This window comes from Paraburkholderia sp. JPY419, from assembly GCF_050435705.1.
GTDB classification, from domain to species: Bacteria; Pseudomonadota; Gammaproteobacteria; order Burkholderiales; family Burkholderiaceae; genus Paraburkholderia; species Paraburkholderia youngii.
The window spans coordinates 826,847-849,660 of the sequence record NZ_JBNDKV010000002.1; the positions used below are offsets into that span (position 1 = coordinate 826,847).

Genomic DNA, 22,814 nt, shown 5'->3' on the forward strand with positions numbered 1-22,814 from the left:
CAGACGACGCTTGTCAAACGAACCAAACAAAATGATAATAATTCGCATTAACGTTAGCTGACGCCTGCCATGATCGTCTGTGTTTGCAAATCCGTTTCCGACCGCACCATCCGCTCCTCGATCGCGGACGGCATCGACTCGTTCGACGAGTTGCAGTTTGAACTTGGCGTCGCCTCGTGCTGCGGCAAATGCGAGGAATCCGTGCGCGACGTGATGCTGCAGAGCGGCGTGTGCGCGAGTCGTTGCGGTGTGGTCGAGCGTCATCAGCAAGTGCAGAGCATCGCCGAGGTCGTGCAGGTCTCGTTCTACGAGCGCAAGGCAGCCTGAATTAGCTAGCGGGGCGCGGTGCAAGCCGTGTCAGTGTCCCAAAGCCCCTATACTTCATGCGCATTTCATGCAACGCCTAATGCGACATTGAAAGTGCCGCAGATCTGCAACACAACCGCAGTACAGTCCGCCGTACCGCGTTATCCCACTGCCGTCAGCAAGCCAGTGTTCGTACCAGCCAGCTACCCGCTCTCCCCTTCGAAAGGAGTTCGAGATGGAATTGCTGATTGGTTTCGTGACTACTTTGTTCATTTCGCTGCTGATTTTCCGAACATGACGATGTCCTGTCTGCCGCGCCGCCCGAACGGTGCGCTGCCACACTGACCATGCAGGCCCCGCACCCCGTTACCGCAGGCGCCCCGCTGGCGTCGTCCACCCGCCCGAATTCCCGCGTGCTGACGACCACCGCCGTGGTCGCCGCGGTACACGTCGCGCTGCTTGCCGTGATCATGACGCTGCGTCACGAGCCCGTGCAGGTCGCGCTCGAATCGCACGTGATGACCGCCGAGCTGCTGCCGCCCGCACCGATCGCCGCGCCGGTCGCGCTGCAATCGATCGCACCGCCGCCGACTCAGCCGACGCCGCCCGTCCATACGAAGCCGAAAGTCCAGCCGAAGCCAGCGCCCACGCCAAAGCCGACTCCCACTCCGACTCCGTTGCCCGAGGCCGCTGCGCCGTCGCCGACGCCCGTCGCGGCGCCCGATCCGACACCACCCGCGCCTGCCGCACCGGCGACGCCGCCCGCCGCGGCAGCGCCCGCGATCGGCAAACAGACGATGGACATCAGTGCGCCAAAGAACGTGTCGCATCTCGATTGCAACATCGCACATCCGGACTACCCTGCGCTGTCGCGGCGCCGCGGCGAGGCCGGCACGGCGTACGTCCACTTCGTGGTCGGCCTGACCGGCAAGCTCGAAAGCATCGAGTTGAAGAAGAGCAGCGGCTTTAGCCGTCTCGACGACGCGGCCGTCGCCGCCGTGCGCGCGAGCGCCTGCAAACCGTATCTCGAGAACGGCGAGCCCATCAGAGCCGCGTACACCCAGCCTTTCAACTTCAATCTGACCGACTGAAGCAAGCTTTCAAAAACAAGGAATTGAGATGCAAAACTACGGATTGGCGCACGTGTGGGCGCAAGGGGATTTCGTGACGCGCGGTATCGCGCTCGCACTGTTGATCATGTCGGTGATGTCGTGGAGCGTGATCGTCGTCAAGGGGTGGAATGTGGTGCGCCTGAAGCGCCTGACGAAGAACGCCGAGCAGGCGTTCTGGCATTCGGACGACCTCCCCGACGGCGTGAAGAAGCTCGGCGGCGGCGCCTCGACGCCGCATGACAATCCGTTCCTCGCGCTCGCGCTGTCGGGCCGGGAAGCGGCCGACCATCATCACCAGACGCAGCCGCATCTGCATGACCGCATGGACGTGTCGGACTGGATCACGCGCTGCCTGAAAGACACGATGGACGAAAGCGTCGCGCGCATGCAGAGCGGTCTCGCGATTCTCGCGTCGATCGGCAGCACCGCGCCGTTCGTCGGCCTGTTCGGCACCGTGTGGGGCATCTATCACGCGCTGCTCGCGATCGGCGCGAGCGGCCAGTCGTCGATCGACCAGGTTGCCGGCCCGGTCGGCGAAGCGCTGATCATGACCGCGTTCGGTCTGTTCGTCGCGATTCCGGCGGTGCTCGGCTACAACGCGCTGACGCGCGCCAACAAGGCGATTGTCGCGAAGCTGAGCCGCTTCGCGCACGGCCTGCATGCGTTCTTCGTAACGGGTGCCCGTCTGTCGTCGACCAAGCGCGGCGACGGCCTGCGTCTCGCGACCCGCGCCAACTGATCGACGAGGCACTCCAATGGCAATGAGCCCTTTCGCCGGAGACGATGACGACGGCCTGATGAACGAGATCAACATGACGCCGCTCGTCGACGTGATGCTGGTTCTGCTGATCGTCTTCATGGTGACGATTCCGGTGATCCGTCACGCGGCCAAGATCGATCTGCCGCATGCGAGCAGTCAGAAGGAAGACACGAAGCCCGCGCACGTGACGGTGTCGATCGACGCGAACGGCAACGTGCTGTGGGACAGCACCAAGGTCGACGACGCAGCGCTCGCCGCGAAGATCGCCGCGGCCGCGCAGGCGAGCCCGCAGCCGGAACTACATCTCGATGCGGACCGCAAGGTGCCGTACGAGAAGGTCGCTCAGTTGATGTCCGCCGCGCAGGCTGGCGGATTGACGAAGATCGGCTTCGTCACGCAGCCCAAAGCGAAGTAACGGGTCGCGTGGCACGCGAAGCAGAACGCTCGTCCACGCGAAAAACCCGTTGAAACACGGCCAGAAAGTAAAAGGCCTTCATCGTCGGATGAAGGCCTTTTTTGTGCGCGCTCGGCGCCTTCGGGCGGCGGGATCATTTGCCATCGGCCGAAGACTGATAGCTCTTATCACCGCATGCGAGGGCCGTGGTCGACACGGACAACGCGGTCAGCCCTATCAGGCCCGCTATGATAGCGGCCATGAGTTTTCGCATAGGAGACTCCTTAGCGAAAGGGATTTCACTATATTCCTGTGCGCGCGCGCATTCAAGCAAACGGCCATTGAAAGTAACCATAACAGGCCACGCTTAAATGCTAAAAGCGATTTGCGAAGCGCGATAGCGGCCGCAGCGTACCGTGCGACTCTTGAGTTTCCTCAAGCGCCTGATTAAGCCACAGTCGACGCAACCGGAGCCGCCGCCGCAACCGATGCCTGCGCCACCGTTTTGTTGCCGTGCGCAGGACACTCGCCCATGATGTGCTTACCTTCGTCGGGATCGAGCATCTCGACCAGATAATCGACGAACGCGCGCACGGCCGGCACCATGCCCTGACGCGATACGAACACCGCGTACAACTGCGGCGTCGGAAAACTCCAGCCGGGCATCACGGGTGACAACAGTCCCGCCCTCAACGCGGCGCCATACATCATCTCGGGCAATGCGGCGATGCCGACACCGGCTAGCACCGCCTCGCGAATCGTCATCAGATCGGCGGTCACGAGACGCGGCTCGTGCTCGTGAGCATGGCGCGTACCGTCGGGCGAGATCAGGTTGTACACGTGGCGGCCGTCGCTCGTCGGCACGTCGAGTGTTTCGAAGCGGTTCAGGTCGGCCGGCGTCAACGGCGGCGCATTCTGCTGCAGCAGGCTCGGCGCGCCGACCAGCATCTGCTCGGTGCGCCACAGCGGCCGCACGACGATGTTCGCGTTTTCCGGCGGATCGGAACGCACGCGCAGCGCGACGTCGATCGAATCCTCGAACAGATCGACCACGCGATTGGTCACGCGCATCACGACGCGCACTTCCGGATAGCGGTGCATGAATTCCGGCAGGATCGTCGACAGAATCGTCTGCGAGATCGTGACCGGCACGCTGACGCGCACCGTGCCACGCGGCGACGAGCGCAGCTGCTGCACGACATTGACCGCCGCCTGCGCTTCGCTGAGCATCGCCTGACAGTGCTGGTAGAACAGCTGCCCCGCTTCCGTCAGCGCGAGCTTGCGAGTGGAACGCTGCAACAGCCGCACGCCGAGCGACGCCTCCAGCTCCGTGAGCCGGCGCGACAGGCGCGACTTCGAGATGCCCAACACCCGCTCGGCGGCCGAAAATCCGCCATGTTCGACGACCTGCGAAAAGTACATCAGGTCGTTCAGGTTGTGTGAATCGATCTTCATCTCATCGTTCCATAAACAGAACAATCCATTGCTGAGGGGCGGCTGGCACCGCGAAAAACGGTCCCTATAATAGCTCCATGTTTCAGAAATAACGCTATTCCCCATTTTTCGAGGTGATATTGATGACTACGTCACGTACGATCGAACGCACGTTTCCGTCGGTTCGCACGGTGGAAGGCGGCGGATTCGTCGTTCATCGACCGTTTCCGACGCGTCTCCTGATGGACTTCGATCCGTTCCTGCTGCTCGACGAAATGGGGCCGGTCGACTATGCGCCGGGCGAGGCCATCGGCGCGCCCGATCATCCGCATCGCGGCTTCGAGACGGTCACCTACGTGCTCGAGGGCCAGTTCGGCCACAAGGACTCGGCGGGTCATTCGGGCACGCTGCACGCCGGCGACGTCCAGTGGATGACCGCGGGCGCGGGCGTCGTGCATAGCGAAATGCCCGACCCGGAATTCACGCGCACCGGCGGGCGCGTGCACGGCCTGCAGTTATGGGTGAACCTGCCGCGTCGCGACAAGATGATCGCGCCGCGCTACCAGGAGATCCCGTCGGCACGCATCCCAGTCGCGACGTCCGAAGACGGCCGGGTGCGCGTCAAGGTCATCGCGGGCGAAGCGCTCGGCATCAAGGCCGCTATCGAAACGCGTACGCCGATCCTGTATCAGCATTTCTCTCTGCAGCCGGGCGCGACGATCCGCCAGCCGGTGCCGGCCGACTATCGCGTGTTCGCGTATGGGCTGTCCGGCAAGGGCGTGTATGGCGAAGGCGACGCGCGCGCCGACCTCGACGCGCGCACGATGGTCGTGTTCGCCAACGACGGCGACACGGTAACCATCACGGCCGGCGACGAACCGCTCGAAGTGCTGCTGCTCGGCGGCGTGCCGCTGAAGGAGCCGGTGGTGCGCTATGGCCCGTTCGTGATGAATACCGAGGACGAGATCCGTCAGGCGGTGGTCGACTATCAGGCCGGGCGGATGGGCGCGATCACGCATTGACCGGCTAACGCGCGCCGCCAGATCGCCCCTCTCGGGGCGCGAACACCGGTAAATTCGGTCACAATATCGGCTCATGTCGCGCGAGCCGCGTTGATTGCAACAGTCCGAGGCGCGCGACCCAATATGATCGCTATCACAGGAGCGCGCATGGCAGAGCCCACCGTCACCGCCCACATCGGTTCGACGAATTTCCAGGTCGTGTTCGACGACGGCAAGCACACATGGATTGCCGACGAACCGGAATCGCTAGGCGGCGGCGACCGCGGCCCGACACCGGTCTCGCTGCTGCTGTCGAGCCTCGGCGCGTGCACGTCGATCACGCTAAAGATGTACGCGCAGCGCAAAGGCTGGCCGCTCGCGAGCGTACGGGTCAAACTGTCGATGGAAACCGGCGACGCGGGCTCGACGATCGACCGTCAGATCATGCTCGACGGCGAACTGTCCGACGCGCAGCGGGAACGGCTTTTGCAGATTGCCAATGCATGCCCGGTGCACAAGATCCTCACGCACACGATCTCGATCCGCTCCGCGCTCGCCGTCGCTTAACAGGCGCACCAGACGATGCATAGGACGGTCGGACGTCGCCCGTTCGGGCCACGGGCATTGCAATATTTTCATAGGACGCAGTCGACTTGAATTTCGAACACCTCATTCAGATCAACGATCCGTTGAATCCCCTCGTCGAATCGATGACCCGCGAGCAACTGTGGGAAGGTCTCGTGTTGCGCGCCGAGCAGCCGCAACTGTTCGTGATGGGTCTCGACAGTTGCACGATCCTGTCGCGCGACGGCAATGTGCTCGAGCGTGAGTTGCACTACGGCCAGGCCACCGTGCGCGATCGCGTCACGCTGCAGGAAAGCGACAGCGTGCGCTACGACATCCTGCCGACCGCCGAACACGTTGGCGGCTCACTGACGATGACGATCGAGCAACCCGACGAACTGCAGTTGTTCCTGCGCTTCGAGTACGCGACCACGCTGCCCGTCTCGACGACCGATCAGGACGCCGTGCGGACCCAGGAGATCGTCAAGTCCGCATATCGCGAGAACGATATCGACACGGTGAGACTGATCCGCCAGTACGTCGCGACCAAACAGGAACCGGGACCGTTGCACTGAGAAACCGCGCGGGCGTCTCGCCCGCGCCGCTGCGGGGCCATGTCCAGGATGGCCCCAAGGTCGTCGTCTAGCCGCACATTCCATTCAGCTATCAGAAATCGAATCCGATGAATTTCTCGCCCTTGTGAATAGGAATAGTTATCATTTAGAATCATCCCATCGAATCGACGAACAAGCTAGAACGAATGACCGATATGACTCGCTCCACCACGCTCAGCGTGCGCCGCTCGGCGGCCGCGCTGACCAGCCGCGCGAAGCCGTCGACGACGACCGCGCAAGCGGCGAAGCCCACCGCGGAACGCACCGCCGGCCAAGGCGAGACGGCGGAACGGGTCGTGCGCAGCGACGCGTTGCTGCAAGGCCATAGTCACATCAGCATCGTGCACAACGGCGAGACGTACCGGTTACGTGCGACGCGCCTCGGCAAGCTGATCCTGACGAAGTAGCAACGCAACACGAAGTAAGTACCGGGTATTGTGGGGACCACCTCCCCGAGAGGTGTTAGGCATTAGCCAGCCACGACGGCTTGCACGCGAGAACTAGACCCCTTCGTGCAGACCCCAAGCCAGCCGTCGCAGCAAGCCAGGCCGTTTTTTTTGGTTCCCACTCGAAAGCGGCCGCGCAACGACGCACATCGCTGAAGATGAAAATGAAAAAGCCGTGGGACGTTGCCATTCCACGGCTTTTTCTTTGCGCTTGCGCCAGCGTTCGCACCGAACACAGGCCAAACACTTACTTCGACGCCCAGCCCCAGAACATCAGCCACCACGCGCTATTGACGACCGTCAGCGCCGCGACGAACCACAGCATCGCCAGTGCGCGCTGCACGAAGCGCTCGCTATAGCGACGCGTGACGAGCCACGCGAGCCATGCGCTCCACGCGCTGGCAATCACGAGAATCGCGATGCGCAGATCCGCCGCCCACCACAGTGACACGTGCTCGGCGCGCAGCAGCGACAGCGTCGTCGCCGACAAACCGAGGAACACACCCGCGCCCGCAATCGGAATCAGCCCCTGCGTCAAGTGATGCAACCGCGTTGCGTTGAAGCGCCCGAGCATGCGCGTGGCGCCCGTCAGCAACAGCAGCAGCGCGGTGCCATAGACGAGCGCCGTCGCGAGGATGTAGCCGATCAGCAGCGAGCCGTCGAGCCACGAGAACACGTCGTTCTGGTCGGGGTAATGCGTGAACAGGAACCACGGGGCATTGGTGTCGAGCGGCCACGTGATGTCGTGATCGACGAGCCAGGTCGCCGCGAACATCTTCAGGTCGATGAACCAGCGCGACGCGGTCCAGTGGAACGCACCGATCGCGATACCGAGCAGGCCGTACAGGATCAGCGCGGTGTCCCACGGATTCGCCTTTTTGTCGCCCAACTGCACGACTTCCGTCGACGGCTTGCGCCACGTCAGCTCGATCGCATCACGGTGTCCGCTGCAGCGGCCGCACATATGGCAGTCGGCCGCGCCCTTCATGTTGCGCAACGGCACGAGCGGCGCGCAGTTGATCGGAATCACCCGGTGCCCATGCTCGCCGTTGGTGTACGAACGGCGCCACGCGTCTTCGTCGACCTTGTAGTGAAACGGCGCGAGGCGCGCCAGAAGCGAAAAAACCCCGTTGACGGGGCACAGGTATTTGCACCAGACGCGCTTCTCGCGTCCGTACAGCAGACCGATCACGATGGCCGCGAAAGTCGAGCCGCCGAGCACCAGCAGCACCGCCTTCGGATACTGGTAGACGCTCACCATCTGGCCGTAGATCGTCGTGATGCCGAACGCAACGAAGGGCCAGCCGCCCCAGCGCATCCAGTGCGGAATCGCGCGGCCGCGGCCGTACTTGCTCGCGAACTCGGCGAGCGCGCCCTCCGGGCACAGCACGCCGCACCAGACGCGGCCGAGCATCACCATCGACAGCAACACGAACGGCCACCAGATGCCCCAGAACACGAACTGCGCGGCGAGCGTCAGGCTGCTCCACAGATGCGCGGTATCGTCCGGCAGCGGCATCAGCGCGGGCGCGATGATCAGCAACGCGTACACCGCGACCACGACCCATTGGATGCCACGAATCACCGCGCCATGGCGCTGCATCCACTGGCCGACCGCCGCGAGGCGCCCCGGCCGCGAAGCCATCACGGCGCTCATGCCGCGCGCCCTGCTGTTTGCTGCGCGGGCTTGCGAGTGGCGCGGCGCAACAGCAGATAAACGACTGCCCAGTAGACGGCATAGGCAAGCAGATTCATCAGTGCCGGATGCGCACGGTAGCCGGTCAGCGTCGCGACGAGCGAACCGAAGGTGCTCGAATCATCGAGGATCGCCGACGAATTCCACAGCTGGTCGACGAGCGTCGGCAGGATTTCCTTGTCGATCAGCTTGTCGATGCCGGTCTGGAACAGCCCCGCGCCGAGGAACAGCAGCATGATTTCGGTGACGCGGAAAAAGACCCGCCACGAGATGATCTTGCCGCCGAGCTGTAACACGTAGAAGGTCAGGAATGCGAGCGCGAGACCGATCGCGACAGCGAGCATCTGGCTGCCGTCGACATGACCCGACTGGCCGAAGCCGAGGCCGTACAGGAAGATCACCGTTTCGCTGCCTTCGCGCGCGATCGCCAGCGCGACCAGCAGCGCGACACCCCACCAGTTCGAATCGCGCTTGCTCTTTTGCAGCGACTGTTCCATGTCGCGCTTCAGCGTGCGGCCGTGCTGCTTCATCCACAGCACCATCTGCACGATCAGCACGCAGGCGATGAGCACCATCGCGGTCTGGAAGTAATCCTGCGCGTCACCGGAGAGCACCTCGGTGAAGCCGACCAGCGCCGCGCCGAGCGCGACCGCCGCGATCACGCCGGCCGCCAGGCCGCCCCACAGGTACGGCAGGCCGCGGCGCGCGTCGTCGTCGCCATTTTTCAACCACGCGTACAGGATGCCGACAACCAGCAGCGCTTCGACACTTTCCCGCCACACGATGAACAGAATCTGACCCATTCAAGCTCTCCCTTCGATCCTTCTACTGCCCGCTTCCGTTGTCTCGCTCGAACGACTGCGCCCGCTTCCCACGGCGCTCGCCGCCGATCGAGACCACTGCTTACTTCGCGACGATCACGCCCTGCGCCTGCTGATGAAAGTCGTCGAAAAACTTGTATTCGCCCGGCTCCAGCGGGGCGATCACGACGAACGAATCGGCGCCCGGCGCCAGCACCTTCTCTTTACGCAATTGCACGCTTTCGAATTCCGCCGCGCCCTTGCCGGTGTTACGCACTTCGATCTTGATACGCTGCCCCGCAGGCACTTCGATGCGGGCCGGGTTCAGCTTGCCGTCGTTCATTTCGAGCTTGAAGGTCGGCAGGTCGGCTGCGTGAGCCGTGGCCGCCAGGCAAAACGTGGCGGCAAGCATCGTGATCTTTCGGTTGATTCCCATTGCCCTTTCCGGAAAACGCGACACGCCGACGCCGGATATCACACCGACTGTCCGCGCGCCGTCTGCTGCATTCACTGATACGTCGAGCGACCGCGTTTGCATCGCGCGCCGATCAGTACCCGCCCTTCTTGCCGATGCCAGCGAAGGTGAAGTCATATTCGAGCGTGATGGGCTTGAACCACGGACCCACGCCGGTTTCCTTGTCGACGTGGCGGCCGAACGCCATGTGGCCCATCTGCATCGGCGGTTCGACGATCAGCTTCAGGTGATACTTGCCGGGGCCTTGCAGCTTGACGTTGTCGCCGTAGTGCGGACCGTCGTTCGCGACCATCGCCATCAGGTCGCCCTTCAACGGCTGGTTCGAGCCGGCCTTCGTCAGTTCGTAGCGCACCTGCAGATAAGGCATCCAGTCGCCTTCGGCGAAACCGGTCGGATTGTTCTTGACCGCGTGAATGTCGGACTCGAGATGGATGTCCGAATCCGACGCCTTGCGCATCATGCCTTCGGGCTCCATCGTGATCGGCTGCAGGTAGACCACGCCGATTTCCATGCCACCCTGGATCCGCTGCTTGCCGATCGGATATTCGGCGGCCGAGGACGACAGCGCCGCGACTGCGGCTACCGTTGCCGCGCCACCCCGCACAAAGGAAGAAATCCGCATTGATGCTCCTTGTTTTTATCAGACTGGAATCGATTTCATTGAAACATGGGGCCGCAAGACAGATGTAAATTTAAATGCGAACCATTCTCAATATTGGTTGAGTTTATCATCGATCGCTGATGAGAACAAACCTGTTAGTGCGCTCGGCCTCATGCCAGCATGGTTTTAAGGTTCGCTTAAGAAAATCTTTGTGTCGAGGAAGGTGGGACGGAATTCGTCGCGGCCCAGGTGACCGCTCCGGACGGCTCCCGCGGGAGCTCAGGTACTGGCCAATGAGAAAGGGCGTGGCGAGCGGCCGCGCCCTTTCATGGTGAATAAAAGCGGTGGAGGGAAACGTCAATTAGTCGACGCCCGACACGTGATCGCCGACATTCGCGCCGAACACGCGCTGACGCAGCAGCGCCAGCTGGTCGCGGGTCTGCGCGGCTTTCTCGAATTCGAGATTCTTCGCGTACTCCATCATCTGCTTTTCGAGGCGCTTGATTTCCTTGGCGAGTTGCTTCTCGGACATGTCCTCGAACTTCGCGCGGGTCTGCTGCTCCTTCAACTCGGCGCGCGCTTCGTCGACGTTGTACACGCCGTCGATGATGTCGCGAATCCGTTTCACGACCCCACGCGGCGTAATGCCGTGCGCGGCGTTGAACGCGATCTGCTTGGCCCGGCGCCGCTCGGTTTCGTCGATCGCGCGACGCATCGAGTCGGTGATGTTGTCCGCGTAGAGGATCGCCTTGCCGTTCACGTTACGCGCCGCCCGGCCGATGGTCTGGATCAGCGAACGCTCCGCGCGCAGGAAGCCTTCCTTGTCCGCGTCCAGAATCGCGACCAGCGACACCTCGGGAATATCGAGCCCCTCGCGCAGCAGGTTGATGCCGACCAGCACGTCGAACGCGCCGAGACGCAGATCGCGGATGATTTCGACACGCTCGACCGTGTCGATGTCGCTGTGCAGATAGCGCACCTTGATGCCGTGGTCGGCCAGAAACTCGGTGAGCTGCTCGGCCATCCGCTTGGTCAGTGTCGTGACGAGCACCCGATCGCCGGCCTTGATGCGCTCGTTGATCTCGCCGAGCACGTCGTCGACCTGGCTGCGCGCCGGCCGCACCTCGATTTCGGGATCGACGAGGCCGGTCGGGCGCACCAGCTGTTCGGCGACCTGCCCCGACGTCTTCTTCTCGTAATCGGCGGGCGTCGCCGACACGAACACGACTTGGCGCATCTTGCGCTCGAACTCGTTGAACTTGAGCGGCCGGTTGTCGAGCGCCGACGGTAGCCGGAAACCGTAGTCGACGAGGTTTTCCTTGCGCGCGCGGTCGCCGTTGTACATGCCGTTCAGCTGGCCGATCAGCACGTGCGATTCGTCGAGCATCATGATCGCGTCGGGCGGCAGGTAATCGACGAGCGTCGGCGGCGGCTCGCCCGGCGCCGCGCCCGAGAAATGCCGCGAATAGTTCTCGATGCCCTTGCAGAATCCGAGCTCCTGCAGCATTCCAAGGTCGAAGCGGGTGCGCTGCTCGAGCCGCTGCGCCTCGACGAGCTTGCCTTCGCTATAGAAGAACTCGAGCCGCTCGCGCAGTTCGGCCTTGATCGTTTCGACCGCGCGCAGCACGGTGTCGCGCGGCGTCACGTAGTGCGACGACGGATACACGGTAAAGCGCGGAATCTTCTGCCGCACGCGACCGGTGAGCGGATCGAACAGCTGCAGCGTTTCGACTTCGTCGTCGAACAGCTCGACGCGCACCGCCATCTCGGCGTGCTCGGCCGGGAAGATATCGATCGTATCGCCGCGCACGCGGAACGAGCCGCGCTGGAAGTCGGCTTCGTTGCGGCTGTACTGCATCGCGATCAGCCGCGCGATGACATCGCGCTGGCCGAGCCGGTCGCCGGTGCGCAGCGTCAGGATCATCTGGTGGTATTCGGACGGATTGCCGATACCGTAAATCGCCGACACCGTCGCGACGATCACCACGTCGCGCCGCTCCATCAGGCTCTTGGTCGCCGACAGCCGCATCTGCTCGATATGCTCGTTGATCGACGAGTCTTTCTCGATGAACAGATCGCGCTGCGGCACGTACGCTTCCGGCTGGTAGTAGTCGTAGTACGAGACGAAGTATTCGACCGCGTTGCGCGGAAAGAACTCGCGGAACTCGGAGTACAGCTGCGCGGCGAGCGTCTTGTTCGGCGCGAACACGATCGCCGGGCGGCCGAGCCGCGCGATCGTGTTGGCCATCGTGAAGGTCTTGCCGGAGCCGGTCACGCCGAGCAGCGTCTGGAACGCGAGACCATCGCCGACGCCTTCGACGAGCGTCTCGATGGCCGTGGGCTGGTCGCCGGCGGGCGGATACGGCTGGTAGAGCTTGAACGGCGAACCGTCGAACGTGATGAATTTGGATTCGTCGAGCGTATCGTCGGCTTCAGTCAGATGGTGTTCGGACATGAGGGGCGGCACCGGGCCTTGGGCAAAGAATCATTCTAACGGGTTGCGGAAAGCGAAGATCGAGCGGGGTTACGTAGGGGGCGCTGGCCGCGCGGGCGGCGGCGTGTCATGGCCCTTTGCGGACTTGTGCGCGAGGCGAAGGACAGCGCACCTTGGCCGGGTCGCGCGGTCGAAACCGCCCCGTCCGCTCGAATTCCTTTCTGCCACATGGCTCCCAGTGCCTGTTTTTCAAGCAAATAATTGCCCTTGGGCCATCTGGTTGTCCGAAAAAAGCGCCCGGATTCGTTACAATGCGAAGTTGCGCTCGCTCGCCGCTGTCCATAGGCCGTCCCCGATTTTCGCGTTTCGTCGAACTCACGCCGCACACGCGAAACGCCGCCGACGCTCCAGATGAGGCCGCCCGCGCGCGAAGCCGCCCTCTTTTCACTACTGCTGCCCACCCATCATGTCTCTGTTCTCCGCCGTCGAACTAGCTCCCCGCGACCCGATTCTGGGCCTGAACGAAGCTTTCAACGCCGATACGCGCGCCACCAAGGTCAACCTCGGCGTTGGTGTGTACTTCAATGAAGAAGGCAAGATTCCGCTGCTGCGCGCCGTGCGCGAGGCGGAAAAGGCCCGCGTCGATGCCGCGCTGCCGCGTGGCTATCTGCCGATCGAAGGTATCGCCGCTTACGATGCCGCCGTGCAAAAGCTGCTGCTCGGCAACGACTCGCCGCTGATCGCGGCCGGCCGCGTCGTCACAGCGCAGGCGCTGGGCGGCACGGGGGCGCTGAAGATCGGCGCGGACTTCCTGAAGCGCGTGAATCCCAACAGCAAGGTCGCGATCAGCGACCCGAGCTGGGAAAACCATCGCGCGCTGTTCGAAGGCGCGGGCTTCGTCGTCGAATCGTATCCGTACTATGACGCGCAGACGCACGGCGTGAACTTCGACGGCATGCTCAGTGCGCTGAACAGCTATGCGGCGGGCACGATCGTCGTGCTGCACGCGTGCTGCCATAACCCCACCGGCGTCGACCTGAGCGTCGAACAGTGGAAGCAGGTCGTCGAGGTCGTCAAGGCGCGCAATCTCGTGCCGTTCCTCGATATCGCCTACCAGGGCTTCGGCGACAACATCGAAGCGGATGCGGCAGCCGTGCGTCTGTTCGCGGCGCAGGAACTGAACGTGTTCGTGTCGTCGTCGTTCTCGAAGTCGTTCTCGCTCTACGGCGAGCGTGTCGGCGCACTGTCGATCATCACCTCGAGCAAGGAAGAAGCGGCGCGCGTGCTGTCGCAACTGAAGCGCGTGATCCGCACCAACTACTCGAACCCGCCGACGCACGGCGGCTCGGTGGTCGCGGCCGTGCTCGCGTCGCCGGAACTGCGCGCGACGTGGGAAGGCGAACTGGGCGAAATGCGCGACCGTATCCGCGCAATGCGCAATGGTCTCGTCGAGCGCCTGAAGGCAAGCGGCGTCGATCGTGACTTCAGCTTCGTGAACGCACAGCGCGGCATGTTCTCGTACTCGGGTCTGACGGCTGCGCAAGTGGATCGTCTGCGCGAAGAGTTCGGCATCTATGCGGTCAGCACCGGCCGTATCTGCGTGGCTGCGCTCAATATGCGCAACCTCGACGTCGTCGCCAACGCGATCGCTCACGTGCTCAAGTAAGGCAATTCGCGGCGCGGAGGTTTGCCGCGCCAGTGCAGCAGCTTCGCCGCTGCAACTGTCTGTAGAAACGGCGCCTTTTTCAGAAAAGGGCGCCGTTTTTTATGCCTGCCGGACTGTTCGTTCGGGCCTTGCCGGCGCGGCGTCGGGTTTCTCCGCGAAGAATCAGCGCGAGTCCCGATGAATATCGTGCGTGACGAACGCGGCATCGTTCTGCGGCATATCGAGCCAGTCGGGCTGTTCGAGTGAACGGACAATATCTTCGAGACCGCTTCGCCAATGCTCGCGCATCGTCGACAGACCGAATTGAAAGTCCTTGTAGTGTCCTTCGTATTCCTTGTGCCGGTAGATCAAGTGAATCACGTTGTAGCGCTTCGAGCACGACAGATCTTCGGCCAGCTTGCACCATGGATCGTCGCGTTGCTCTTCGGGCACACGGTCCAGCACCTCGCGCAGTACGTGACGGAAACGCTGCGAACGCTGCAGCATGTCGGTCACGAGACGCGTACGGCTCGAATACTGGATGTCTTTCATGCGCCCCTGCACGTCCGTGATGTTGTCCGGCACCGGCCCGATCGCGCTCCATAAATCGACCTGAAACGCGAGCGTATCGCGACGCGGTGTGGTCTGGAGCACCTCGTAGAGCGGCGTATTCGACATCAGGCCGCCGTCCCAGTAGAACTGACCGTCTATCTCGACGGCCGCGAAGCCCGGCGGCAACGCGCCCGACGCTATGAAATGCTCGGGCCTGAGCGTGGTGTGCGTATTGTCGAAGTACGCGAAGTTGCCCGTGCCGCAATTCACCGCGCCCACCGACACGCGTATTTCCCCGGAATTGATCCGATCGAAATCGCACAGCGACTCGAGCGTGGCCTTCAGCGGCGTGGTGTCGTAGTAGCTCGCCAATTGCGGCGAGCCGGACACTGTCGGCAACGGCGGCGGGAAACGCGGCACGAAAAAGCCCTTTTGCCCTTCGACGATTGCGCTCATCGCCTGCGCTGCCGTAAATGCCTTGCGCACCGCTTCGCTCGAATTGAATAGCACGTGTTCGACCGGAGCCGGCAACGGCGGTCCGAACGCCGGCTGGCAGATCGTCTCCCAGAATTGCAGCAGACGCTCGACGCGTCGTTCCGGCGCATTGCCCGCAATAATCGCCGTATTCAGCGCGCCGATCGAAATTCCCGCGATCCAGTTCGGTTCGATGCCGGTTTCGTAAAGCCCCTGAAAGACGCCGGCCTGGTAGGCGCCGAGCGCGCCGCCGCCTTGCAGCATCAGCGCGATGGTTTCGTAGTTGGGCAATCGGAGATGCCGGCGCGAGCGGGCGGCAATCGCCGCACCCGCACCTTCCCCGTCGCCGGACACGCCCACGCGCGCCCGCTTCAGATTGCGTTGCGCCACAGGCCGCCCCTTAGTGCATGTACCAGCCGTGGCTCACGATGAACGACTGGCCGGTCAGCGCCGCAGTCGGGAAGGTCGACAGGAACAGCACGGTCTGCGCGACGTCTTCGACCGTCGTAAAGATACCGTCGACGGTACCGCCCAGCATCACGCGCTTGATGACTTCCTCTTCGCTGATACCGAATTCCTTCGCCTGCTCGGGAATCTGCTTGTCGACGAGCGGCGTGCGCACGAAGCCCGGACACACGACGTGCGAACGCACGTTATGCGCAGCGCCCTCCTTGGCGAGCACGCGCGACAGACCCAGCAGAGCGTGCTTCGCGGTCACGTACGCCGACTTCAGCGGCGAGGCGAGATGCGAGTGGACCGAGCCCATGTAGATCACGACTCCGCCGCGATTGTCCTTGTACATATGCTTGAGCGCTGCCTTGGTGGTCAGGAACGCGCCGTCCACGTGAATGGCCTGCATCTTTTTCCAGTCCGAGAACGAATAGTTTTCGATCGGATTGACGATCTGGATGCCGGCGTTGGAAACGAGAATGTCGATCGAGCCGAATTCCTCGGCGACCTTGTCGATACCCTGGTTGACGGCGTCTTCGCTCGTCACGTCCATTGCCACGCCGATGGCCTTACCGCCGCCCTTTCTGATTTCTTCAGCAACGGCGTTCGCGCCCTCCTGGTTCAGGTCGGCGATCGCGACCGCCGCACCTGCGGCCGACAGAGTCAACGCGATCTGTTTGCCGATGCCGCTCGCGGCGCCAGTGACGACGGCGACCTTGCCGTTCAGATTCGAGTTCAGAGACGACATCCAGAACCTCCATGCAGTTGATGAGCAATGAGACCACGAAGCCGCGCGCTGGGAGAAGTCGGCCAAACGGTATAGACCGTTCGGCGGATGCAGCGCGGCGGCTGACTTTGCTATTGTGCATGAACCCTGTGAACGACATAGGTAAAACGCACGCCGAACCGGATCTATTTAAACTGAACGCTTCCGGACTGAATCCGGGCTCCATTCCCGTGGCATCACCAACCAGGAGACATGCATGAATTATCGACGTCTGGGCCGCTCCGGCCTGCAAGTGAGCGAGTTGTCGATCGGCTCATGGGTCACGTACGGCAACCAGGTGGATCACCGCGCCGCGCGCGAATCGCTTGCCGCGGCGCGCCACGCGGGCGTCAATTTCTTCGACAACGCCGAAGTCTATGCGGGCGGCAAATCCGAGGAAATCATGGGCCATGCGTTGAAGGAACTCGCGTGGCCGCGCGTGAGCTACGTCGTGTCGACGAAATTTTTCTGGGGACTCAACGAAGCGCCGAACCAGTACCACACGCTCAACCGCAAGTACCTGATGAACGCGATCGACGGGTCGTTGAAGCGCCTGCAACTCGATTACGTCGATCTCGTATTCTGTCATCGTCCCGATCCGAACACGCCAGTCGAGGAAACGGTCTGGGTAATGAGCGACATGATCGCGCGCGGCAAGGCGCTGTACTGGGGCACCTCGGAATGGAGCGCCGACGAGATTCGCGCCGCATATGAAATCGCCGAGCGGCACCATCTGCACAAGCCGGTCATGGAGCAGCCGCAATACAACCTGTTTCACCGCAAACGCGTCGAGCAGGAATACAAGCGGCTTTACGAGGACATCGGCCTCGGCCTGACCACGTGGAGTCCGCTGGCATCGGGCCTGCTCACCGGCAAATACCGTGACGGCGTGCCCGCCGACAGTCGCGCGCAGTTGCAGGGCTATGACTGGCTGCGTCAGCAGCTCACCGACCCGACGCGGAACAACGTGGTCGGCCAGCTCGGCGCGGTCGCCGACGAACTCGACTGCACGGTCGGTCAGCTCGCGATCGCGTGGATTCTGAAGAATCCGAATGTCAGCACGGTGATCACGGGTGCCTCGCGCGTCGAACAGATCGGCGAAAACATGCAGTCCGCCGAGGTGGCGACGCGCATCACGCCGGAGATCAAGCAGCGGATCGAGGAGATCATCGGCGACGCGCACGAGTAATCGCGCGCGCAGCGCCACGCACTGAGTGGCTAACCGGGCACGCGCGGTCGCGTACAATACGCGACCGCGCGTCGCCGGCTCCTTCGGGCCGGCCTGCGCTCTCTCAGCGTCCTCTCATCATGCTCAGCTACCGCCACGCCTTTCATGCCGGCAATCACGCCGACGTTCTGAAACACGCCGTCGTGTTGCAGCTCCTGCGCTACCTTGGCCAGAAGGACAAGGCCTACTGGTATATCGACACGCACGCGGGCGCCGGCGTCTACTCGCTGAAGGAAGGCTACGCGACGAAAACCGGCGAGTTCGAGACGGGTATCGCAAAACTGTGGGGACGCAACGATCTGCCGCCGCTGTTCGCCGACTACGTCGACGAAGTCAGCGCGCTCAATGCCGATGGCCAGCTGCATTTCTATCCGGGCTCGCCGTATCTCGCGTGGCGACAGTTGCGCGCGCAGGATCGTATGCGGCTATTCGAATTGCACAGCACCGAAATCGATGTGCTGCGCCACAATTTTCGCGACGCGGGTCGCCGCGCGATGCTGTACGCGGGCGACGGCTTCGACGGCATTCTCGGGCTGTTGCCGCCGGCGCCGCGTCGCGCGCTGATCCTGCTCGACCCGTCGTATGAAGACAAGCGCGACTACGGGCGCACGCTGCGCTGTGTCGAGGAAAGTCTGAAGCGATTTCCGACCGGCACGTATGCGGTCTGGTATCCACAGGTCAAGCGCCCCGAGTCGCAGCGTTTTCCCGATCAGCTGAAACAATTGCAGAAGGACAACTGGCTGCACGTCAGCCTGACCGTCAGCAATCCGCCGGAAGACGGCTATGGGCTGTTCGGTAGCGGCATGTTCATCCTGAACCCGCCGTATACGCTCGCCAAGATGCTGAAGGACCAGATGCCATGGCTCGTCAAGATGCTCGGCGAGGACAAGGCTGCGACGTTCAAGGTCGAATATCGCGGCAATTGAACGCGATGTGCGGGGCGTGAGCGGATTGCGCGTGCGGTCTGCAGTTGCCTGCCCGCGCAAGCCGATCTGCGCTCGGACTCACTTCAACTGCGCGGCCGCCTTGCTCGCGAACTGGTTCGTATAGGTCGCACTCAAATCGATCTTCTTCGGATCGAGCCGGCTGTCGAACGACGACAACGCGCGCAGCGCCGTCGCCGGCCCATCTGCGGGCATCAGTCCATCCGGCGAGTACGCGTCGCGCACGTTGTGAAAGGCATCGAGATAAAGCGTCGGGTCGCCCAACAGATAGGCTTGCGGCACCATCTTCAGCAGATCCGCATCGCTCGCGGTCTGCAGCCAATGATTTGCGCGCACGATCGCGTTGGTCAGCGCCTGCGTCGTCTTCGGATTTTTCTGGATGAAGCTTTCGGGCGCATAAAGCGTTGCAGCGGGCATCGTACCGCCGAACACCTCCTGCGTGCCTTTGACCGTGCGCGTATCCACCAGCACCTTGATCGCGCCGCTACGCGTGAGCTTGGTCATCATTGGATCGACATTGGATAGCGCGTCGATCTGCCCACTGCCCACCGCGGCCAGCACTGTGGCGCCGCTTCCGACGCCGATCGCCGAAATGTCGCTGCGCTGCACGCCGGCCTTGCGCAACGCGACGGTGAGCACGAGATCCGTCGACGAACCCGGCGCGCTCACGCCGACCTTCGCGCCTTTGAAGTCCGCGAGCGACTTGATCTGATCGGCCTTCGACTTCACCACGCCGATCACGATCTGCGGTGCGCGGCCCATCAACACGAACGCGCGATAGTGCTGCCCCTTCGCCTGCATGAACAGCGTGTGCTCGAACGCGCCCGCGCCGACTTCGGCGCTGCCGCCCACCACCGCTTCGAGCGCCTTCGAGCCGCCCGCGAAATCTTCGAGCGTGACGTTCAGGCCTTCGTCCTTGAAGTAGCCGAGCTGCTGTGCGGCGAGGACTGGCAAATAGTAAAGGCCGGGTAAGCCGCCGACGGCCATCGTCAGTGTCGGCATTTCCGGCGCGTCCTTCGCGAACCCGGCGCCGGGCAGCGTAGCCAGTGCGAGGAGGATCAGGCAGGCGCGCGTCGCACGCTGCATCCAGTGATTGGGCATGATGACGTCTCCTTGTATTTTCCGTTCGAAGCGGTGACGCAGGCGCGCAGCCGGGATCGAAGCTCACGGCGACAAGGCGCGCAACGATTGTCGTCGGGCGGTTTCACGGACGCCATGCGCCCAAACCCGAATGGGATTGTCGGGGGCGAGCGAAGCCGGCGTATTCGGGAGAAGCGAGACGGGTTAGAAGCGTCGCCGACGATCTTTCGCGCCGTCGCTACCTATTGCGGAAACGGCACCGGTCGGGGCATCGCCTGCGGCCGCACGCCACCTCCCGCAGGCAACTGGATATAAGGCGCGACCACGAACGGCGGCGGCGATTCTGCAGGCAGCTCGACCGGTGCCGCGATCGGCGGCGCGGCGACGATCGGCTCCGGCGCAGGCGGCGCGCTTAGCAGTACGGTACCGCTCTGGCCATTATTGATGCCGCCAAGCGTATCGAGAATCACGGCAGGACGCTCGTAATCGGACACCGCATACGCGTCCGACGCGGCACAAAGGGTGGCGAAGGTTGCCGTGGCGGCCGCGGCCATCATGGATCGGAAAGTTTGCAGCGAACGGACGGAGGACATAGGCAGCCCGATTGGTTATGAATGCCGTCTTGCGCGAAAAACGTCCTACATTACCGCGGCCCGCGTTACGAAGCTAGTCGATATTCGCCATGAGCAGCCTTCTTGCGGCGATCACTCGAAAAACGCCGAAGGCACGCGGTTTTCGATGTGCAGATACGACAAAGCCCCGCTTTGACGGGGCTCGACATTGGTACTGCAATGGCCGCGCAAAAGCAGGCGCCGCCAGGTCAAACTCAAAGCGGAAACTTAGCGCGAATAGCCATTGGTTTCGAGCGAACGGATGCGCTGTTCGAGCTGGACGATATCCGACGACGATGCGAGGTATGCCTCACGACGGCTACGTTCCGCGGTTTCGAACCAGGTGCTCAGCTTCTCAAGAATGAATGCAAACATGACGTTCTCCAAGGATCAGATCGAATCCCCGGTGATTTGACATCAGGGATTTCCCGTAAAAGGGTTAACCCGCATTATAGCCCTCAGGTGCAACCTGACCAGTGAAATGCCCGCATGATGTGCATTCCAATTTGGAATGATGCACTTAATTGGTGCGCTGGCGGTGCTGATTTTATTGAGATTCAGCCGCACGCTCGGCGCGGACGTCCTTGCTCTGATTTTCAACGCACACTTCCGGTGCGCCAATCTGGTTGACCCAAAGCGAATCGGCAGACCAGGTTGCGACTCTCCTCGACCCACCGGCTAAAGCGGATGGCAACCCTGTCCCGAAACAAGGTCTGTATCCGCTAGTCGCTCAATAATCGGACAATCTGGCCGGTCATCGCCGTTGCAATGATCGGCCAGATGCGCGAGGGTGTCGCGCATGTCCGTCAACTCGGCGATGCGGCGATCGAGTTCGGCGACATGCTCGAGCGCGATCCGCTTTACTTCGGCGCTTGCACGCGAGCGGTCGTGCCAGAGAGCAAGGAGTCGCCGGATATCCTCGACCAGAAATCCGAGCCGGCGCGCCTGCCGGATGAAGCGAAGAGAGTGCACTTCCTGCGGGCCATACACGCGATAACCAGCGCTCGTGCGCGCCTTCGCGGACAAAAGGCCGACGCTTTCGTAGTAGCGGATCATTTTTGCTGTAACGCCCGACGCGCGGGCCGCTTCGCCGATGTTCATGACTGTTTCCCAAGGCTGCGGATGAACTCGAAGCGATCCTACACCTTCCCATCGTGGGAAGGTCAGCTACTCAAACACGAAACGGCAGGCATAATTCGGCTATCCGCGATCTGATTCCGCTGAGGTCTTTGCAATGACAATCGAACTCCATGTAGAAGGCATGAGCTGCCAGCACTGTGTTGCTGCCGTCACGAACGCGATTCGCGAGCACGACGCCGCCGCGCAGGTTCAGGTAGATCTCACGAGCGGCCGTGTGCTCGTGGAGTCGACACAAGCGATCGAGGCGCTGAAGGCCGCGATTGACCAAGCCGGATACACGGCCACGTCTCTGCGCTAAGGGTGCGGGGCATGTTCAAGGTTGCAGTAATCGGTGGTTCCGGGCTGCTCGGGCGCGCGCTCAACGACGAACTCGCGCGCCAGGTCGATTGGCACATCGTCTCCACAGCATTTAGCCGGCCGTCTCCACAGATGGTCGCGTTGGATATTCGCGATAGCCTTGCGGTCGAGCGTTTCATCGACCACGTGGCACCGGATGCCGTCGTGATTGCCGCGGCGGAGCGCCGACCCGATGTATGCGAGCGCGATCCGGCACGTGCTCGTGCGTTGAATGTTGATGCCGTGCGAATAATCGCCGGGGCGGCGAATCGACGCGGCGCGTGGACGCTGTCGATCTCGACCGACTACGTGTTCGACGGCAAGCACCCGCCCTATCGTCACGACAGCACGCCCGCGCCACTGAACGCGTATGGACAGAGCAAGCTCGAGGGAGAGCGAGCGCTAATCGAAACGGCCGAGCTCGGATGCGTGCTGCGCCTGCCGCTGCTGTATGGGCCGATTGTGAGTTGGTCGGAGTCAGCCGTGACTAGCCTTGTGCCGGCGATCGCGGCGTCGGCAGCGCCGGGCAGCCAGGCTGCCAAGATGGACGCTTGGGCGATCCGCTATCCTACGTTCACGCCCGATGTCGCGGTCGTGATCCGACAGATGCTCGAGCGACACGCGCGCGGCGAAACGATCTCCGGCATCGTGCAATGGTCCGGCGACGAACCGATGAACAAGTACGGGATCGCCGTGCGCCTGGCAGAAGCATTGCAACTCCGCGCGCATTTGACGGCGCAGCACACACCCACCGATGCGACGCCGCGCCCTCACAACTGCCATTTGGCAACGAGCCGTCTGGAGGCACTTGGAGTCGGCCAACGCACACCGTTCGATACGGCGATCCGGCAGGTGCTAGCCGCGTTTGCATGGCGGGGAACGGCGACTTCCGCTTGATCTTGCGGCTTGCGTGCGGACGCTAATAGCAACGGAGGAGCTTGAGGATGTGCT

25 protein-coding genes are annotated in these 22,814 nt (G+C 62.7%); 13 read left to right on the top strand and 12 right to left on the bottom strand.

Going from position 1 to position 22,814, the window contains the following annotated elements:
* Positions 1 to 69: 69 nt before the first annotated feature.
* From QFZ91_RS09930 to QFZ91_RS09945, 4 genes are all read left to right on the top strand, one after another.
* Positions 70 to 327, top strand: a complete 258-nt coding sequence (locus QFZ91_RS09930) for a (2Fe-2S)-binding protein (protein WP_429567136.1) — start codon at positions 70 to 72, stop codon at positions 325 to 327.
* Positions 328 to 653: 326 nt separating this feature from the next.
* Positions 654 to 1,397 (top strand): energy transducer TonB, encoded by a 744-nt coding sequence (locus QFZ91_RS09935; RefSeq protein ID WP_429567137.1) that lies wholly within the window; start codon positions 654 to 656, stop codon positions 1,395 to 1,397.
* Positions 1,398 to 1,425: 28 nt separating this feature from the next.
* Positions 1,426 to 2,157: a MotA/TolQ/ExbB proton channel family protein gene (locus QFZ91_RS09940; protein WP_429567138.1), complete on the top strand. Its 732-nt coding sequence runs from the start codon at positions 1,426 to 1,428 to the stop codon at positions 2,155 to 2,157.
* Between the two features lie 16 nt (positions 2,158 to 2,173).
* Positions 2,174 to 2,593, top strand: a complete 420-nt coding sequence (locus tag QFZ91_RS09945; RefSeq protein WP_429567139.1) for an ExbD/TolR family protein — start codon at positions 2,174 to 2,176, stop codon at positions 2,591 to 2,593.
* A gap of 426 nt (positions 2,594 to 3,019) precedes the next feature.
* On the opposite strand, the gene QFZ91_RS09950 is transcribed toward QFZ91_RS09945, so the two are convergent.
* A complete protein-coding gene (locus tag QFZ91_RS09950; RefSeq protein WP_176123511.1) occupies positions 3,020 to 4,027 on the bottom strand; it encodes a LysR family transcriptional regulator in 1,008 nt (335 codons plus the stop codon).
* A gap of 122 nt (positions 4,028 to 4,149) precedes the next feature.
* Here QFZ91_RS09950 and QFZ91_RS09955 point away from each other — a divergent pair, with 122 nt between their 5' ends.
* The 4 genes from QFZ91_RS09955 to hemP all read left to right on the top strand — a co-directional run bounded on the left by QFZ91_RS09955 (position 4,150) and on the right by hemP (position 6,592).
* The gene (locus QFZ91_RS09955) at positions 4,150 to 5,028 is read left to right on the top strand and encodes a pirin family protein (protein WP_176123512.1); all 879 of its coding nucleotides are present in this window, start codon (positions 4,150 to 4,152) and stop codon (positions 5,026 to 5,028) included.
* Between the two features lie 147 nt (positions 5,029 to 5,175).
* Positions 5,176 to 5,574 carry an OsmC family protein gene (locus tag QFZ91_RS09960; RefSeq protein WP_429567140.1) on the top strand — a complete coding sequence of 133 codons (399 nt, stop codon included), beginning with the start codon at positions 5,176 to 5,178 and terminating at the stop codon, positions 5,572 to 5,574.
* A gap of 86 nt (positions 5,575 to 5,660) precedes the next feature.
* On the top strand, positions 5,661 to 6,146 hold the full coding sequence (locus QFZ91_RS09965) for an SRPBCC family protein (protein WP_176109081.1): 486 nt from the start codon (positions 5,661 to 5,663) through the stop codon (positions 6,144 to 6,146).
* 185 nt (positions 6,147 to 6,331) lie between these two features.
* Positions 6,332 to 6,592, top strand: a complete 261-nt coding sequence (gene hemP / locus QFZ91_RS09970; RefSeq protein WP_429567141.1) for a hemin uptake protein HemP — start codon at positions 6,332 to 6,334, stop codon at positions 6,590 to 6,592.
* Between the two features lie 286 nt (positions 6,593 to 6,878).
* On the opposite strand, the gene QFZ91_RS09975 is transcribed toward hemP, so the two are convergent.
* The 5 genes from QFZ91_RS09975 to uvrB form a co-directional block, all read right to left on the bottom strand.
* Positions 6,879 to 8,288 (bottom strand): 4Fe-4S binding protein, encoded by a 1,410-nt coding sequence (locus QFZ91_RS09975; protein ID WP_429567142.1) that lies wholly within the window; start codon positions 8,286 to 8,288, stop codon positions 6,879 to 6,881.
* Entirely contained in the window at positions 8,285 to 9,130 is an 846-nt protein-coding gene (locus QFZ91_RS09980) for an FTR1 family iron permease (RefSeq protein WP_176382350.1), read from the bottom strand. The genes QFZ91_RS09975 and QFZ91_RS09980 overlap by 4 nt, the downstream gene beginning before the upstream one ends.
* A gap of 100 nt (positions 9,131 to 9,230) precedes the next feature.
* Positions 9,231 to 9,563: a cupredoxin domain-containing protein gene (locus QFZ91_RS09985; protein ID WP_013088988.1), complete on the bottom strand. Its 333-nt coding sequence runs from the start codon at positions 9,561 to 9,563 to the stop codon at positions 9,231 to 9,233.
* A 112-nt stretch (positions 9,564 to 9,675) separates the two neighbouring features.
* A complete protein-coding gene (locus QFZ91_RS09990; protein ID WP_429567143.1) occupies positions 9,676 to 10,224 on the bottom strand; it encodes an iron transporter in 549 nt (182 codons plus the stop codon).
* A gap of 340 nt (positions 10,225 to 10,564) precedes the next feature.
* Positions 10,565 to 12,658 (bottom strand): excinuclease ABC subunit UvrB, encoded by a 2,094-nt coding sequence (uvrB, locus tag QFZ91_RS09995; RefSeq protein WP_429567144.1) that lies wholly within the window; start codon positions 12,656 to 12,658, stop codon positions 10,565 to 10,567.
* Positions 12,659 to 13,103: 445 nt separating this feature from the next.
* Between uvrB and QFZ91_RS10000 the strand changes: the two genes are divergently transcribed.
* Positions 13,104 to 14,303, top strand: a complete 1,200-nt coding sequence (locus QFZ91_RS10000; RefSeq protein WP_429567145.1) for an amino acid aminotransferase — start codon at positions 13,104 to 13,106, stop codon at positions 14,301 to 14,303.
* 162 nt (positions 14,304 to 14,465) lie between these two features.
* Here the strand turns inward: QFZ91_RS10000 and QFZ91_RS10005 are convergent, their stop codons facing one another.
* Positions 14,466 to 15,698, bottom strand: coding sequence for a DUF3734 domain-containing protein (locus QFZ91_RS10005; protein WP_429567146.1), 1,233 nt, complete (start codon positions 15,696 to 15,698; stop codon positions 14,466 to 14,468).
* 10 nt (positions 15,699 to 15,708) lie between these two features.
* The gene (locus tag QFZ91_RS10010; RefSeq protein ID WP_429567147.1) at positions 15,709 to 16,506 is read right to left on the bottom strand and encodes a 3-hydroxybutyrate dehydrogenase; all 798 of its coding nucleotides are present in this window, start codon (positions 16,504 to 16,506) and stop codon (positions 15,709 to 15,711) included.
* 235 nt (positions 16,507 to 16,741) lie between these two features.
* Between QFZ91_RS10010 and QFZ91_RS10015 the strand changes: the two genes are divergently transcribed.
* Positions 16,742 to 17,713, top strand: coding sequence for a potassium channel beta subunit family protein (locus tag QFZ91_RS10015; protein ID WP_429567148.1), 972 nt, complete (start codon positions 16,742 to 16,744; stop codon positions 17,711 to 17,713).
* A 119-nt stretch (positions 17,714 to 17,832) separates the two neighbouring features.
* The gene (locus QFZ91_RS10020) at positions 17,833 to 18,678 is read left to right on the top strand and encodes a 23S rRNA (adenine(2030)-N(6))-methyltransferase RlmJ (protein WP_429567149.1); all 846 of its coding nucleotides are present in this window, start codon (positions 17,833 to 17,835) and stop codon (positions 18,676 to 18,678) included.
* A gap of 78 nt (positions 18,679 to 18,756) precedes the next feature.
* Here QFZ91_RS10020 and QFZ91_RS10025 read toward each other — a convergent pair whose 3' ends face one another.
* From QFZ91_RS10025 to cueR, 4 genes are all read right to left on the bottom strand, one after another.
* Positions 18,757 to 19,797, bottom strand: a complete 1,041-nt coding sequence (locus QFZ91_RS10025; protein WP_368593201.1) for an ABC transporter substrate-binding protein — start codon at positions 19,795 to 19,797, stop codon at positions 18,757 to 18,759.
* Between the two features lie 221 nt (positions 19,798 to 20,018).
* A complete protein-coding gene (locus QFZ91_RS10030) occupies positions 20,019 to 20,369 on the bottom strand; it encodes a hypothetical protein (RefSeq protein WP_429567150.1) in 351 nt (116 codons plus the stop codon).
* 246 nt (positions 20,370 to 20,615) lie between these two features.
* On the bottom strand, positions 20,616 to 20,762 hold the full coding sequence (locus QFZ91_RS10035; protein ID WP_013088978.1) for a DUF3563 family protein: 147 nt from the start codon (positions 20,760 to 20,762) through the stop codon (positions 20,616 to 20,618).
* A 303-nt stretch (positions 20,763 to 21,065) separates the two neighbouring features.
* Positions 21,066 to 21,488, bottom strand: a complete 423-nt coding sequence (gene cueR, locus QFZ91_RS10040) for a Cu(I)-responsive transcriptional regulator (RefSeq protein ID WP_176109093.1) — start codon at positions 21,486 to 21,488, stop codon at positions 21,066 to 21,068.
* Positions 21,489 to 21,621: 133 nt separating this feature from the next.
* Here cueR and QFZ91_RS10045 point away from each other — a divergent pair, with 133 nt between their 5' ends.
* Together QFZ91_RS10045 and QFZ91_RS10050 are read left to right on the top strand one after the other, a co-directional pair.
* Positions 21,622 to 21,825 carry a heavy-metal-associated domain-containing protein gene (locus QFZ91_RS10045; RefSeq protein ID WP_429567151.1) on the top strand — a complete coding sequence of 68 codons (204 nt, stop codon included), beginning with the start codon at positions 21,622 to 21,624 and terminating at the stop codon, positions 21,823 to 21,825.
* Positions 21,826 to 21,836: 11 nt separating this feature from the next.
* Entirely contained in the window at positions 21,837 to 22,760 is a 924-nt protein-coding gene (locus QFZ91_RS10050) for a dTDP-4-dehydrorhamnose reductase family protein (RefSeq protein ID WP_429567152.1), read from the top strand.
* Positions 22,761 to 22,814: the final 54 nt, after the last annotated feature.